At 41.2% G+C, this 14,113-nt stretch carries 17 protein-coding genes; all 17 read right to left on the bottom strand.

Translation table 11 applies throughout. The features are described from left to right. Nucleotides 1-27: 27 nt before the first annotated feature. The 17 genes from aroH to MHH40_RS00135 all read right to left on the bottom strand — a co-directional run bounded on the left by aroH (nucleotide 28) and on the right by MHH40_RS00135 (nucleotide 14,109). Nucleotides 28-411 carry a chorismate mutase gene (aroH, locus tag MHH40_RS00215; protein ID WP_034661065.1) on the bottom strand — a complete coding sequence of 128 codons (384 nt, stop codon included), beginning with the start codon at nucleotides 409-411 and terminating at the stop codon, nucleotides 28-30. Then, a complete protein-coding gene (gene aroB, locus MHH40_RS00210; protein WP_106035411.1) occupies nucleotides 408-1,499 on the bottom strand; it encodes a 3-dehydroquinate synthase in 1,092 nt (363 codons plus the stop codon). Before aroB ends, aroH begins: the two co-directional genes overlap by 4 nt. Next, nucleotides 1,499-2,671, bottom strand: a complete 1,173-nt coding sequence (gene aroC / locus MHH40_RS00205) for a chorismate synthase (RefSeq protein WP_088000992.1) — start codon at nucleotides 2,669-2,671, stop codon at nucleotides 1,499-1,501. Before aroC ends, aroB begins: the two co-directional genes overlap by 1 nt. 73 nt (nucleotides 2,672-2,744) lie before the next feature. After that, a complete protein-coding gene (locus MHH40_RS00200) occupies nucleotides 2,745-3,524 on the bottom strand; it encodes a CheR family methyltransferase (protein WP_050943841.1) in 780 nt (259 codons plus the stop codon). 144 nt (nucleotides 3,525-3,668) lie between these two features. Continuing rightward, nucleotides 3,669-4,115 carry a nucleoside-diphosphate kinase gene (ndk, locus tag MHH40_RS00195; protein ID WP_003216015.1) on the bottom strand — a complete coding sequence of 149 codons (447 nt, stop codon included), beginning with the start codon at nucleotides 4,113-4,115 and terminating at the stop codon, nucleotides 3,669-3,671. Nucleotides 4,116-4,245: 130 nt separating this feature from the next. Next, nucleotides 4,246-5,208 carry a heptaprenyl diphosphate synthase component II gene (gene hepT, locus MHH40_RS00190; RefSeq protein ID WP_003215649.1) on the bottom strand — a complete coding sequence of 321 codons (963 nt, stop codon included), beginning with the start codon at nucleotides 5,206-5,208 and terminating at the stop codon, nucleotides 4,246-4,248. A gap of 24 nt (nucleotides 5,209-5,232) precedes the next feature. Continuing rightward, nucleotides 5,233-5,937, bottom strand: coding sequence for a demethylmenaquinone methyltransferase (locus tag MHH40_RS00185; protein ID WP_003215527.1), 705 nt, complete (start codon nucleotides 5,935-5,937; stop codon nucleotides 5,233-5,235). Nucleotides 5,938-5,940: 3 nt separating this feature from the next. Beyond that, nucleotides 5,941-6,708: a heptaprenyl diphosphate synthase component 1 gene (locus MHH40_RS00180; RefSeq protein WP_003215666.1), complete on the bottom strand. Its 768-nt coding sequence runs from the start codon at nucleotides 6,706-6,708 to the stop codon at nucleotides 5,941-5,943. 114 nt (nucleotides 6,709-6,822) lie between these two features. Then, the gene (gene mtrB / locus MHH40_RS00175; RefSeq protein ID WP_003216082.1) at nucleotides 6,823-7,053 is read right to left on the bottom strand and encodes a trp RNA-binding attenuation protein MtrB; all 231 of its coding nucleotides are present in this window, start codon (nucleotides 7,051-7,053) and stop codon (nucleotides 6,823-6,825) included. Between the two features lie 28 nt (nucleotides 7,054-7,081). Further along, nucleotides 7,082-7,651 carry a GTP cyclohydrolase I FolE gene (gene folE / locus MHH40_RS00170; RefSeq protein WP_003215789.1) on the bottom strand — a complete coding sequence of 190 codons (570 nt, stop codon included), beginning with the start codon at nucleotides 7,649-7,651 and terminating at the stop codon, nucleotides 7,082-7,084. A gap of 190 nt (nucleotides 7,652-7,841) precedes the next feature. Then, a complete protein-coding gene (hbs, locus tag MHH40_RS00165; protein WP_003215863.1) occupies nucleotides 7,842-8,120 on the bottom strand; it encodes a non-specific DNA-binding protein Hbs in 279 nt (92 codons plus the stop codon). Nucleotides 8,121-8,494: 374 nt separating this feature from the next. Further along, nucleotides 8,495-9,973 (bottom strand): stage IV sporulation protein A, encoded by a 1,479-nt coding sequence (gene spoIVA, locus MHH40_RS00160; protein WP_003215616.1) that lies wholly within the window; start codon nucleotides 9,971-9,973, stop codon nucleotides 8,495-8,497. Between the two features lie 205 nt (nucleotides 9,974-10,178). Next, a complete protein-coding gene (locus MHH40_RS00155) occupies nucleotides 10,179-10,904 on the bottom strand; it encodes a hypothetical protein (RefSeq protein ID WP_003215852.1) in 726 nt (241 codons plus the stop codon). Nucleotides 10,905-10,922: 18 nt separating this feature from the next. Further along, complete coding sequence (locus MHH40_RS00150) at nucleotides 10,923-11,126, bottom strand: DUF2768 domain-containing protein (RefSeq protein WP_034318888.1); 204 nt, start codon at nucleotides 11,124-11,126, stop codon at nucleotides 10,923-10,925. Nucleotides 11,127-11,392: 266 nt separating this feature from the next. Continuing rightward, nucleotides 11,393-12,430 carry an NAD(P)H-dependent glycerol-3-phosphate dehydrogenase gene (locus tag MHH40_RS00145; protein ID WP_003216041.1) on the bottom strand — a complete coding sequence of 346 codons (1,038 nt, stop codon included), beginning with the start codon at nucleotides 12,428-12,430 and terminating at the stop codon, nucleotides 11,393-11,395. 14 nt (nucleotides 12,431-12,444) lie between these two features. Next, a complete protein-coding gene (der, locus tag MHH40_RS00140) occupies nucleotides 12,445-13,755 on the bottom strand; it encodes a ribosome biogenesis GTPase Der (protein ID WP_003215663.1) in 1,311 nt (436 codons plus the stop codon). A gap of 159 nt (nucleotides 13,756-13,914) precedes the next feature. Continuing rightward, a complete protein-coding gene (locus MHH40_RS00135) occupies nucleotides 13,915-14,109 on the bottom strand; it encodes a capping complex subunit for YIEGIA (protein WP_003215794.1) in 195 nt (64 codons plus the stop codon). Nucleotides 14,110-14,113 lie beyond the last annotated feature (4 nt).

Raw genomic sequence — 14,113 nt, 5'->3', positions numbered from 1 at the left:
GTGTAAACTTCGGCTGTTCATATCGTATTATAATTCCTTGTTTTTTGTCAACTGTAAATCAGGGCGAAGCGTCACAGCTTCTTCCAAGTACACATGCTGCACATCTTCCTGCTTTGTGTCTGTTTGGACCGTCATTAACACACGAATACAATGTTTTAAACCGCCTTGAATGTCCAGCTCCTGCATACAAGTAACAGGCACATACGTCCACCCTTCAAACTGACGAAGGGCTTTTGCCGGAAAAACGGAGTGAATATCTTGTGTAGCTGAAATTAAGATCTGCACGACACGTTCTGGATCTACTTGATTTCTTGAAATAATCGCTTCTAGCAGCTGTTTCGTTTTGTTTAAAACTTCTGTTTCTGTATCTTCTGTCACAGTTGTAGCCCCACGTATCCCGCGAAACATCATAGACATCCCTCCTCCCGTTTCCATTCTTCGAGCCATTGATGCAGATCATCTTTTGTGAAAGACTGCAAGACAGCATCTCCAACCTGTTTTAATAAAACAAATTGAACGGTTCCACCTCTTGCCTTTTTATCACCAATCATCCGGTCAACAAATGTTTTCGTGGAAATATCTTGAGTGACTTGTACCGGAAATCCGAGTTCTTTCATCCACTCTTTTAGTTCCGTCCGATTGAGGCTGAGTCCCAGCTTCTTTTCGCTCACATATAGCGCAAACTGCATGCCGATTGCAATAGCATCTCCGTGCGTAATAACGCCGTATCCATACTCTGCTTCTATGGCATGCCCAAGTGTATGACCTAAATTCAAAAATGCACGCACGCCTTGTTCTCTTTCGTCTTTTTGAACAATCGACGCTTTGACCTTAATCCCTTGATACAGTATATGTGCCAGCTCGCTCTTTGAACATTCCGCCAAAGAACGAATAGACATCAGTTCTGATAAAAAGTCTTCACTTGAAATGAGGGCATGTTTGATGACCTCAGCAAAGCCTGACCTCATTTCAGTTTGAGATAGTGTCTCAAGCATGCTCGTATCATAGATCACGGCTTTCGGCTGATGAAAGGCACCAATTAAATTTTTACCGAGCGGGTGGTTAATCCCCGTTTTCCCGCCAACTGCACTGTCATGTGCCAGTAGTGTCGTCGGAACTTGAATAAAATCAATGCCTCTCATATAACTAGCAGCAACAAAGCCAGCCAAATCGCCAATTACGCCGCCTCCAAGCGCAATGATGCACGAGGAGCGATCCAGCTGAAACTGAATGGCCTTCGTATGAATATGCTCAAACTCAGCAAAAGATTTCGACTGCTCTCCGCTTGGCACAACCACTTTATGCACAGACCACTTCTGCTTAAGTAATCGAACCATTTCATCACCGTAAATGGCATCAACCGCTGTATCAGTCACGATTAAGAGCTTCGTATAGGAATGCCCCGTGGAAGTCATCAAGTCGACGATATTGCGTTTAATCCCATCACCGATGTATACAGGATAAGTGGCTGAAGACGTCTTAACTTCCAGTGTTTTCATTAAAATTCCCTCTGAAGCTGGCGCATTTTTTCAACATTTTCTTTAATGCGGTCAATTTGATCAAGGCCAAACTGCTCCACTACAGCATTGGCGATTTCCCAAGCCACGACTGCTTCTGCGACAACACTTGCGGCAGGAACAGCACAGCTGTCAGAACGCTCAATGCTTGCAGAGAAAGGTTCTTTTGTTTCAATGTCAACGCTTTGAAGCGGTTTGTAAAGCGTTGGGATTGGTTTCATGACCCCTCTTACGACAATTGGCATACCAGTTGACATTCCGCCTTCAAGACCACCTAAGCGATTTGTTTTTCTCGTATAGCCCTTTTCTTCATCCCAGATGATTTCATCATGGACCTCACTACCATTTTTAGAAGCCGCCTCGAAGCCGATACCAAATTCGACCCCTTTAAAAGCATTGATACTCAGAACAGCACCTGCAAGCTTGCTGTCTAATTTGCGGTCATAGTGAACATAGCTTCCGACTCCAACCGGCATTCCTTCAACGATGACTTCCACAATTCCGCCAATTGAATCACCGTTTTTCTTCGCTTCATCAATGGCATCCATCATTTTTTGACCTGCTTCACTGTCGTAGCAGCGAACAGGTGACTCTTCCGTTACCTTTTGCAAATCTTCAATTGATTCATATGCCGTTTGAGCTGCTTTCACTCCGCCAATTTCAAGAACGTGGCCAGCTACCTTGATTCCTAAATGAGCCAAGATTTGTTTAGCGACTGCGCCTGCTGCTACGCGCACGGTTGTCTCACGGGCTGATGAACGCTCTAATACATTTCGCATATCACGATGTCCATATTTAATCGCACCATTTAAATCCGCATGTCCTGGTCTAGGGCGTGAAATTTGACGCTTCATTTCACTCTCTTCTTCTTCTGTGATTGGCTCTGCCCCCATCACTTTTGTCCAATGCTTCCAGTCGTTGTTTTCAACGACAAGTGCAATAGGAGAACCTAATGTTTTCCCGTGACGAACACCACTTAACACTTTCGCTTGGTCTTTTTCAATCTGCATTCTTCTGCCGCGGCCGTGACCTTTTTGTCTTCTAGCCAATTCATAGTTGATGTCATCCTGCTCTATGTAAAGTCCCGCTGGAACGCCTTCAATAATTGTGGTCAATTGTGGACCATGTGATTCACCTGCTGTTAAGTATCTCATGACTTGATCTCCCTTCATCGCATTAACGCTTTTAAGTAAAACTATGATAACACACTTACTACTAAAAAGTCAGCTACAACCCCTTCTTTTGATAAAAGAAAGTATCAGCTGATGTGAGTCCAAACTTTTCTGGATGAAAAATTTGTTCAGTTGAACCAACAAATAATACGCCATTTGGTTTTAAACTGCTGCTCATTTTCCTGTAAATCTCTTCTTTTGCCTCTTCTGTAAAGTAGATAAGGACATTTCGGCACACGATAAGATCAAGCTGTTTTTCATAAGGGTCTGCTAAAAGGTTGTGTTTTTTAAATTGAATGTGCTTTCGCACCTCATCCTTCACAGTGTAAAATGATGAATCTTCTTTTGTGAAATATTTTTGCTTGATTTGATCTGGTACCTCTTGCAGTGATCGTTCATGATATTTTCCTTTTTGAGCTGATTGCAACACTTTATCATCAATATCAGTTGCAATAATTTGGAAGTCCTTCACAAGCGGATGGCTTGATAGCAGCATTGAGAGTGTATACGGCTCCTCTCCTGTCGAACATGCTGCACTCCATATTTTTAGGGTCCCGCTGTTTTTCAAAAGCAGCGGAAGAATTTTTTGATCAAGCACTTCCCAGCGTTGATAGTTTCGGTAAAATTCTGACACATTGATCGTCATTCGATCCATCGTCTCGTCTAATAGTGCTCTATCCTTTTCAAGGGCAGACGCGAACGCTTCAAAATCTCTATATCCTTTTTTATCATATAGTGACGTTAATCTTCGTTTCATTTGTGCTTCTTTATATAAATTCAGATCCACCCCGGTTAGCTTTTTCCATTTTCCGACAAACACTTGATATTGATCCATCAAAGTCCTCTCCTGTCTCATCTATCTTTGTCCTAGTATAGCTGTTTTTATCGAAAATTTGTATCTTCTCATGCGAAATTTCGTGTAGAAATATTCATATAAAAAAGCCAAGGTGCTCATTTGATGAACACCTTGGCTTGAATTTTAATAAATCCAGCTTGAGATGGTTTGATCCCAGTTTGTGAGTTCTTCTTGTTTGAAGAATAAGTTGATTTCTCTTTCAGCACTTTCTGGTGAGTCTGAGCCATGGATAATGTTTTTTCCAACCGTCAATCCATAGTCTCCTCTTATTGTGCCCGGAAGCGCTTCCTTCGGGTTTGTTTTGCCGATAATCTGTCTTGTGACATCTACTACCTGCTCACCTTGCCATACCATTGCAAATACTGGTCCTGACGTAATAAAGTCAACCAATTCCCCGAAGAATGGTTTTTCTTTATGCTCACCGTAATGTGTTTCTGCTACTTCTTTTGGAATGCTCATTAGCTTTGCACCAACAAGCTGAAGCCCCTTTTTTTCGAATCTTGACACAATTTCACCGATTAATTGTCTTTCCACACCATCAGGTTTGACCATAAGAAATGTTTTGTCCATATACGTTCTCCACCCCGTCGTTTATGTATGTATAGGCTTACATTGTTACAAAGTGATCGTATCATTTTTTTATATAATAATCAATTTTTGACAAAAAATTTCACAAAAAAACCAATCAACAATATGTTGATTAGAATTTTCGTTTTCCAATATATTTGGCAATGGAAGCGAGTGACGTTTTCGCTCGTCCTCGAGGAAGTTTGTCTAGCTGTTCGAATGCCTTTTTCAAATACATTTCACTCACTCGAATCGAGCGGTCGATCGCATCTGTTTGTTTGAGGTGTTCAATCACAGGTTTTAGCTGGGTTTCCGTTGTTTCACTATTAATCAGCTTTAATTGTCCTTCGAGTGTAGGATTCTTCAGTGCATATAAGACCGGGAGTGTGACATTTCCTTGTAAAAGGTCTCCTCCAACAGGCTTACCAAGCTCTTCTTCAGTTGATGTGAAATCAAGCACATCATCAATGATCTGATAGGACATCCCGACATAGTAGCCAAACCAATAAAGGGCTTTATGTGTTTTCTCATCTGTACCTGCTGCTATCGCACCTAACTGACAGCTGCCTGCAATGAGCAAGGCTGTTTTTCGTTTGATTCTTCTTAAATATGTACGTAGGTTTTGATCCATATTGTATTTGTCTTTCACTTGCTCGATTTCACCAAGACAGAGCTCGACGACCATCTTTGACAAAATTTCATGCGCCATTGGATGATTGATCTTTGTCATATACTCAAGAGATCTTGCAAACATATAATCTCCTGTGTACATGGCAATTCGATTGTCCCATTTTGCCTTAATCGTTGGCTTGCCTCTTCTCAGCTCTGCATCATCAATAACATCATCGTGAACGAGCGATGCCATATGAATGAGCTCAAGCGCAACGGCAACATATTTAATTTTATTAATGTCATAGTCGCCAAACATGCCTGAAAGGAGAACAAAAACGGGGCGGATTCGTTTTCCGCCCGCTTGCAGCAAATGAAGACCCGCTTCACTTAATAATGCATAATCAGAGCGAACTGTTTGTTCAAGCTCTTTTTCAATAATATCGATATCATGATTTAAAAAAGAGATCATTGCTTTTAGTTTCATTATTTTCACCCAAATATCGTTTATTCAAAGCTTCTTTCCGATATGTGTTGCTGCTACACCGCCTGTAAATGGATGATACGAGACATCAGACAGACCCGCCTCTTCGAAAAGAGCCGCCAGTTCTTTCATGCCAGGGAACGCTTTGGCTGATTCTTGAAGCCATGAATACTCCTGATAGCTTTTGGCAAACAGTTTACCAAAGAGCGGCATGATGTATTTGAAATAGACATAGTAGCCTTGTTTAAACCCAATCATTTCAGGTTGCGATGTCTCTAGACAGACAACCATTCCACCAGGCTTCACGACTCTTGTCATTTCTTTTAGCACTGTTAAGTAATCAGGGACGTTCCGTAGGCCAAAACCGATGGTGACATAATCAAATGTGTTGTCCTCAAAAGGAAGCTCCATCGCATTGCCGTGAAGCAATTCAATTTGATTATAGCCCCCAGTCTTCACCTTCGTTTCTCCAACACTCAGCATATTTTTACTAAAATCAAGGCCTTTGACTTCGCCTTTGTCTCCAACAGCATCAGCAAGCGCAATGGTCCAATCGGCTGTTCCGCAGCATACGTCTAATGCTTTGGCTCCTTTTTGAACATTCATCAGTTTCATTGTTTTATCGCGCCACTTTTTATGCTGCTTAAAGCTGATGACGGAGTTCATTTGATCATAGTTTTTATAAATTTTTTCAAATACACCGTGTACTCGCTGTTCTTTTGATTGCTGCATGACTTACCCTTCTTCCACTTTCTGATGATACGCAGGTTCATTTTTCATATGATCCAGGCGATTTAATAGCTCTTTTTGAACGACCGGAGATGAAACAAGATGCTCCTTGATGGATCGTTTGGCCTTTTCATAGCCTTCATTCTCAAAGTTGTCAAAACATGTATAGGCGTCCGTATAGCTATCGTTCAAAAAAAGTTTTAAATGCTTGTCATCTTCTGCTTGTTTCATGAAACGCTTATAAACAAGGAAACGACTTGCAATCTCATTCCAATGCGTTAATTGAAAATGCTCAGAAACCCTTTGGAATAACGCAGACTCAACCGTTGCTACACTTTTGTAAAAGTGCGCTGCATCTTGAATGGATCGATCATACAGTCTAATTTTATGTTCATTGATTTCTTTGATCGCCGTTGCGAGCGTGCGAATCATGTAGATGTCTTTCATGTCAGAGAGAAGAGAATAATAGAGACCGCTGAAATAGTCTCCTGCCAGGATCGTCAGCTGACGATTTTTGAATTCGTCTTGTTTGATCGCTGCAGCAGTTGTGACTTCGTCATGGGTATCAAGGGCAATTTGCACAAGCATCGCCGTTAAAATATAATTTTCTTTTTTCTCTGCATCAATTTGAGCTTCATCAAACATTGCATGAAAAAGAAGGAGCTTATCTTCATCGATGAGTGGCGCACGTAAATGTTTCGCCAAATAAGGATGAGAAAGCTTTTTATTTAATTTTATATTTAGATTAGATAAAATTCCGTAGATGTCTTGCAAAGATATCACCCTTGTCCCAAAAATTACAGTTTCATATGTAGCCCTGCACATTGTATAGAGATTTATTATACCATATCAGCTCTCACTTTTATGCTATCAAGTGCACTCAAGTATTTATTTCTTTGCTTCGCTTTGAATTTCCCCGAAGCTTGTTTGAATGACAGCATCGCCTCTTACTTTGATCGCTGACGTATGCTCAGTAAATTGTGCAATGATGACTTCACCTTTATCGAGCTTTTCGGAATGGTGAAATCTTGTATCAGAGCCTCTAGTTAAGCCGATGACATTTACACCATTTTCATTGGCTTTAATCACTACAAAATCAGATGCTTTATTTTCACTCAATCTGTTCACCTTCCATCTATCTATTGAATTAGTCGTTTTTAATAAAGGAAAGTACTTCTGCTCTTGCCGCTGCATCATTTGCAAATGTACCGCGTACTGCTGAAGTCACTGTTTTTGCGCCTGGCTTTTTCACTCCGCGCATCGTCATACACATATGCTCTGCTTCAACGACAATCATCACGCCATGCGGATTGAGTGTTTCCACCATACTATCTGCAATGGTTGATGTGATGCGTTCCTGAAGCTGCGGGCGTTTGGCAACAGCCTCTACAGCTCTTGCAAGTTTGCTAAGTCCTGTCACTTTTCCGCCGCGCGGAATATAAGCGACATGCGCTTTTCCGTAAAAAGGTACAAGGTGGTGTTCACACATTGAATGGAAAGCAATATCTTTTACAAGAACGAGTTCTTCGTGGTCTTCACCAAAAATGGTTTTAAAATGTTCTTTTGGATCTTCATTTAATCCCGAGAACACTTCTTCATACATTTTTGCTACTCGTTTAGGGGTATCAAGAAGTCCTTCACGATCTGGATCTTCTCCGATGGCTTTTAATATATCGCGTACTGCGTGTTCGATTAGTTCTTTATTTATTTCACTCATGTATTATATCCTCCAAAGGCGATTACATTTCAATCAGATTCTAGCACACTTCAGATCCTAAAAGCAAAGGAGAGCGTTCTAAACGAACCTTTTGATTCAAAAGGAAAAGCCCCTTATGAAAGGGGCTTTTCTAGACCAGTGTGAAACTGTATATGTATAACTCCTGCAATAGGATCATTACACATAACGATTATTTACCTGCCACCGCGTCTTTAAGTGCTTTACCTGGTTTGAAAGCAGGTACTTTGCTTGCAGGGATTTCGATCTCTGCACCAGTTTGTGGGTTACGTCCTTTACGAGCTGAACGCTCACGTACTTCAAAGTTACCAAAACCGATAAGTTGGATTTTGTCACCATTTTTAAGTGCATCTAAAATTGTATCAAAAACAGAATCAACTGCTTTTGTCGCGTCTTTTTTAGATAACTCGCTTGCTTCAGCAACCGCGTTAATAAGTTCTGTCTTGTTCATGCCTTTCACCTCCTCCCAAAAATATGCATTCAGTAGATTGTTATCATTTCTTCACAATTCATCTTCTTTCTATACACTTTTTTCGAAAAAAAGAGCGTCTAGAAAGCGGTATACATGGCTTTTCATTAGAAAACAACTCTTTGAAGGAATGTTTGTCCAACAAAGTGAAGATTTTCTGTAAGTAGATTAACACATATGAAATACCATATCAAGCATTTTAAAGGGAAGAATCCTTATTCGTCAAGGATTAAGGGCACTTTTACGAACGAATATTCCTAATTTCAGCCTGAATCTGACTAATCTTTATACAATTGTCTTTTTATGACTCATTCCTTACGCAAAAAAAGACCCCTGTCAATGAGAGGTCTCACATGCTATAGAATAATCGCGATCAAACCGCCTGATCCTTCGTTGATGATTCTTTCAAGTGTTTCTTTCAGTTTATATCTTGCATTTTCTGGCATCAGTGACAGCTTTGCTTGAATGCCTTCTCTGACAAGGGAGCTGAGTGAGCGCCCAAATATATCTGAATTCCAAATCGAAAGCGGATCATCTTCAAAGTCTTGCATTAAGTAGCGGACGAGCTCTTCACTTTGTTTCTCTGTTCCGATAATCGGTGCAAATTCACTTTCTACATCTACCTTAATCATATGAATAGATGGCGCAACCGCCTTTAGTCTTACGCCAAATCTCGAGCCCTGCCTAATGATTTCTGGCTCATCTAAACTCATATCTGACAAGGCCGGGGCCGCAATTCCGTATCCCGTCTGCTTCACCATTTTTAAGGCATCTGATACTTGATCATATTCTGTCTTCGCATGCGCAAAATCTTGCATGAGCTCTAGAAGATGGTCTTTCCCTCTAATTTCTACACCAACCACTTCTTTTAGAATATGATCATATAGATCATCTGGGGCGTACAGGTCAATCTCCGCAATCCCTTGACCCATTTCAATCCCTGCTAAGCCCGCTCTTTCAATAAAGTCAAATTCACTGAACTGGCCAACAACACGGTCAACATCTCTTAATCTTTTAATATCCTTTACGGTTTCCTTCACTGAGTCCTGATAGCTTTCTCTCAGCCAATGATCTTCTTTCAGCACCATGACCCAGCTTGGCAGGTTCACATTCACCTCTAGGACTGGGAATTCATATAATGCTTCACGAAGCACACTAAGGACGTCTTGCTCTCTCATACTTTCTACACTCATGGAGAGTACTGGAATATCATATTTTTGGCTCAGTTCCTGCCGCAGCGCTTCTGTTTCAGGATGATAGGGTCTCACAGAGTTGATCACCATAATAAACGGCTTTCCTACCTCTTTGAGTTCATCAATCACACGTTCTTCAGATTCAATATAATCATGTCTTGGAATTTCTCCAATAGAACCATCCGTTGTAATCACAACACCGATGGTTGAATGCTCTTGAATGACCTTGCGTGTGCCAATTTCCGCTGCTTCATGGAACGGAATTGGCTCTTCATACCACGGCGTGTTGATCATTCTTGGACCATTTTCATCTTCATACCCGCGCGCACCAGGGACTGTGTATCCTACACAATCGACAAGCCTGATGTTGACATCAAGACCGTCACTCACATGAATCGATGCCGCTTGATTCGGTACAAATTTTGGCTCAGTGGTCATAATGGTTTTTCCTGCTGCGCTTTGCGGCAATTCATCCTGTGCTCTTGCACGATCTGCCTCATTATTGATATTCGGGAGCACCACGAGCTCCATAAACTTTTTAATAAACGTAGATTTCCCTGTACGAACAGCGCCAACGACTCCTAAATATATATCGCCTCCTGTTCGTTCAGCGATATCCTTGAAAATATCGACTTTTTCCAAGTGATCCCCTCCCGGACTTGCTATCCTCGTTTTCAAATAAAATACTCTATTCTTCAATCAAACTTGCTTGAAAGGTGTCTGGACAATATATGTGTATGACGTTGTCCTATTTGAATATGACACCTTTTTTTGTTTTGAGAGTATGTTTAGCCATAAAAAAACCTTTCTCCTCATTTATATGCAGAGGAAAAAGGTTCATTCTTGTTTATGACGTCTTTTTTTCTAAAAAGTCAGGCTCACCTTTTTTGTTGATGGTATATGGGACAGAAAACGCGGGTACAAACGGGGTTTCCTGCCAATAGACATCTTGAATGTTTTCACCTGGTTTCAGCTTTCGTTTCGTATTCTTCAAAATATGAGCAAAATCACTGCGGTAATCCACATAGATTTCGCCATTTGATGAAATCAGTAATGGGAGGGAATTCCCTGTCACCGGGCTCATGACCGTAGGCGGCGATTTTAAGCCTAGCTTTTTTTCATTTAACGTATATAAATTGTTTGATACTACTTTGCCGTATGGCGGATATGTATGTTCATCTTGATATATTTTGATTCTAAGCCGTAATTCACTGATGGTTTGCGTCATTTTGACATCAAGCAGTTTCACAGTTGGGTTTTTTTCGACGTCTGTGAGGACATACATATATTCCCCTCCGCCTTCAAAGGATGTAGACGGTACATCGTGTAAATATCTTGGTGACAAGCGCTTAAAGTCGATGACGTACTTTTGATAAACCGGCGTGTCTGCTTCTTTCGTTTCAATCGGCAAAAGACCATTTGTTGCTTTTTGAAATTCCTCAATCGCTGTCTGAACGCTTTGCAGCTGCTCTTCGTACGGCACACGGTTTTCAGTTTTGCGATTTTCTGGATACAGACATCCTGTTAGTAAAATAAGTGCTAACAACGTGACACTGACTTTTGCTTTGATCATCACATTCTTCCTTTTTCTTTATTCATTGACCGGCCCGCTAAATACAACTAAAAACACAATGATACCTGATATCAGCATCAAGCTGTATGCGACGGTCGAGGCTGTTATTTTAAGAAACCGGCTCTTCAGCTTAAATCGACTGAAATAAATGGTTACTACAGCTAAAAACATGAGCCCCATTGAACCAAGTGCAAACCACATCTTGATTAAAGCAAAACTCATCGTGCCTGTCCCCCTTTAAAACGAACAAATTGTAAGCGTTTATATTTCATTCTAAACCAAAAATAAGGTAAATATCAATCATTTTTCCAATCATTCAGAAAAAAGCGCATAAAAAAACTGAAGCAAAGAGGGGGACTCCGCTTCAGTCATTAGGTCGACTATTTTTCCTCATTCTGTAGAGGCAAAGCTCTATTCAAACTTCATTGCTATGTTATGCAAGTCTTCCCCTTCTTGCATCCTCTACATGCCTAAGTTCAGTCTTCCATTTATTTTGTTTGGTTTTCAAACATGTTCACAAGGTCTTCCATTTCATGTGTTTTCACACGTGCCATCAATGATTCGACCGCATCGTCGACCTTTTTCCCTTCAAACAGGACGTGGTAAAGCGCCTCTGTGATCGGCATGCTGACCTTGTATTCTTTGGAGAGCTGATAAGCGCCTTTTGTTGTACGGACGCCTTCGACGACCATCCCCATTTTTTCAAGCACTTCTTCAAGCTTATACCCTTTACCAAGCAGATTTCCGCAGCGCCAGTTACGTGAATGAACACTTGTACATGTCACGATCAAATCTCCAACGCCCGTTAAACCGGCAAATGTCAGAGGATTCCCTCCCATTTTTGTACCGAGACGTGCGATTTCAGCGAGTCCTCTAGTGATGAGCGCCGCTTTTGCATTGTCACCATATCCAAGCCCATCTGTGATCCCTGCCGCAAGAGCAATGATATTTTTCAGTGCGCCGCCAATTTCTACACCAATCACATCAGGGTTTGTATAGACTCTAAAGTTGTTGTTCATGAACAAATCTTGAACAAATTGAGCCGCTTCAATATTTTCTGATGAGACAGTGACAGTTGTCGGGTGACGCAAGCCTACTTCCTCGGCGTGGCTCGGTCCTGATAAGACGACGACAGCTTCTCTTTTCTCATCCGGGACTTCTTGTTCAATCATTTGAGATATTCTCAGAAGTGTATCTGGTTCAATTCCTTTACTTACATGGACAAACGGCACTTTCGACGTAATCAGCTCATTTGCCTGCTTCAACACTTCACGAATGGCCTTTGTTGGCACAGCGACAATAATAGCGTCTGTCCCCTCTAACGCCTGCTTCATGTCTGTCGTCGCCTGAATGGACGCAGGCAGTGCGACATTTGGCAAGTAATCATGATTTTCATGTTTCTCATTGATTTGGTCAATGAGCTCTTGTCTATGTCCCCACATGTGTACATCATGATGATTATCAGCTAATACAAGAGCAAGGGCTGTTCCCCAGCTTCCTGCTCCAAGTACTGAAATTTTCTTCATTCTGCTCACCCTTTTTATTTTCTCGCTCTCGCAAATATTTTAATCGGTGTTCCTTCAAAACCAAACGCATCTCGAATGCGATTTTCTAGGAAACGTTCATAAGAAAAGTGCATAAGCTCTGGATCGTTTACAAACACAACAAAGGACGGAGGCTTAATCGCCACCTGTGTCGCATAGTAAATTTTCAGGCGCTGTCCATTATGAGTCGGCGTTGGATTCATTGCTACTGCATCCATGATGATATCGTTCAAAATATTCGTTTGAACGCGCATCGCATGATTTTCACTAGCTGTAATAATGGACGGCATTAACGTATGAATTCTCTTTTTCGTGAGAGCAGACATAAACAAGACAGGAGCATAATCTAGGAATTGAAAATGCTCACGAATGTTTTGCTCAAATTCCTTCATCGTACGCTCATCTTTTTCAACAGCGTCCCATTTGTTCACAACGATCACAACGGCTTTACCAGCTTCGTGTGCATAGCCCGCAATACGTTTATCCTGCTCAATAATGCCTTCTTCACCGTCTAGAACAACAGCGACAACATCAGAACGATCAATGGCTTTTAATGCACGAAGCACACTGTATTTCTCTGTTGTTTCGTATACTTTTCCTTTTTTTCTCATACCTGCTGTATCAACAATGACAAAATCACGCTGATTATACGTAAACATCGTATCGACAGCATCTCTTGTTGTACCAGCGATGTTGCTGACAATGACGCGGTCTTCTCCGAGCATCGCATTCACTAAAGAAGATTTCCCTACATTCGGGCGACCGATTAAGCAGAACTGGACAACTTGTTCGTCATACTGCGTATCTGGTAAGTTCTTAAAGTGTTCTGCAACAGCATCAAGTAGATCACCAAGACCTAATCCGTGCGTTCCAGAAATCGGATATGGCTCGCCAAACCCTAGTGCATAAAAGTCATACACGTCACTTCTCATTTCAGGGTTGTCCAGTTTATTGACAGCAAGTACAACTGGCTTTTTCGTGCGATATAAAATTTTTGCGACTTCTTCATCCGCTGATGTCACACCATCTCGGCCATTCACCATAAAGATAATGACATCCGCTTCATCCATTGCAATTTCTGCTTGATGGCGAATTTGCGCTAAAAATGGCTCATCTCCAATATCAATTCCACCAGTATCTATTAAGTTAAAGTCATAATTTAACCATTCAGCAGAGCTATAAATACGATCTCTTGTTACACCAGGTGTGTCTTCTACAATCGATATTCTTTCGCCTGCGATTCGATTAAAAATTGTAGATTTTCCAACGTTGGGCCTTCCAACAATGGCTACGACAGGTTTACCCATAGTACCCTTCCTTTCAATCCAGCCGCGATTCAATATGTTCATCATCATGTTTCAACCGGGATTTAAAATTTTCATTCAGTTTTATGAAATAAACCCTTCAAACATGAAGGGTTCAACTTATATATTATATCAATTTTTAATCAGACCACAATGAATAACTTAAAAATGTTTGACAATCAAGTAAAGATCTTCTCCAATTCCGTGTGCAATTCCATCTAAAATGGCCTCTAAATTCATGGCGTACATGTCGAGTTCTTCTTTATTTTCACAGAAAAAAACGGCTGTTCCGCCCATGACCCGCTCTTTATTTGTTGTAGCCACAGCGAGTATAAATTGTTCAATGGTGTTCGCCATGCCC

Source organism: Bacillus sp. FSL K6-2431, assembly GCF_038005165.1.
GTDB lineage: Bacteria > Bacillota > Bacilli > Bacillales > Bacillaceae > Bacillus > Bacillus pumilus.
This window is presented reverse-complemented; position numbering and strand designations above follow the sequence as displayed.

Bases quoted from the DNA above. Each gene is read 5' to 3' on its own strand.
- aroH (WP_034661065.1), bottom strand. From the start codon at position 411: ATGATGTTTCGCGGGATACGTGGGGCTACAACTGTGACAGAAGATACA.
- aroB (WP_106035411.1), bottom strand. From the start codon at position 1,499: ATGAAAACACTGGAAGTTAAGACGTCTTCAGCCACTTATCCTGTATAC.
- aroC (WP_088000992.1), bottom strand. From the start codon at position 2,671: ATGAGATACTTAACAGCAGGTGAATCACATGGTCCACAATTGACCACA.
- MHH40_RS00200 (WP_050943841.1), bottom strand. From the start codon at position 3,524: ATGGATCAATATCAAGTGTTTGTCGGAAAATGGAAAAAGCTAACCGGG.
- ndk (WP_003216015.1), bottom strand. From the start codon at position 4,115: ATGGACAAAACATTTCTTATGGTCAAACCTGATGGTGTGGAAAGACAA.
- hepT (WP_003215649.1), bottom strand. From the start codon at position 5,208: ATGAAACTAAAAGCAATGATCTCTTTTTTAAATCATGATATCGATATT.
- MHH40_RS00185 (WP_003215527.1), bottom strand. From the start codon at position 5,937: ATGCAGCAATCAAAAGAACAGCGAGTACACGGTGTATTTGAAAAAATT.
- folE (WP_003215789.1), bottom strand. From the start codon at position 7,651: ATGAGTGAAATAAATAAAGAACTAATCGAACACGCAGTACGCGATATA.
- hbs (WP_003215863.1), bottom strand. From the start codon at position 8,120: ATGAACAAGACAGAACTTATTAACGCGGTTGCTGAAGCAAGCGAGTTA.
- MHH40_RS00155 (WP_003215852.1), bottom strand. From the start codon at position 10,904: ATGATCAAAGCAAAAGTCAGTGTCACGTTGTTAGCACTTATTTTACTA.
- MHH40_RS00150 (WP_034318888.1), bottom strand. From the start codon at position 11,126: ATGAGTTTTGCTTTAATCAAGATGTGGTTTGCACTTGGTTCAATGGGG.
- MHH40_RS00145 (WP_003216041.1), bottom strand. From the start codon at position 12,430: ATGAAGAAAATTTCAGTACTTGGAGCAGGAAGCTGGGGAACAGCCCTT.
- der (WP_003215663.1), bottom strand. From the start codon at position 13,755: ATGGGTAAACCTGTCGTAGCCATTGTTGGAAGGCCCAACGTTGGAAAA.
- MHH40_RS00135 (WP_003215794.1), bottom strand. From the start codon at position 14,109: ATGGCGAACACCATTGAACAATTTATACTCGCTGTGGCTACAACAAAT.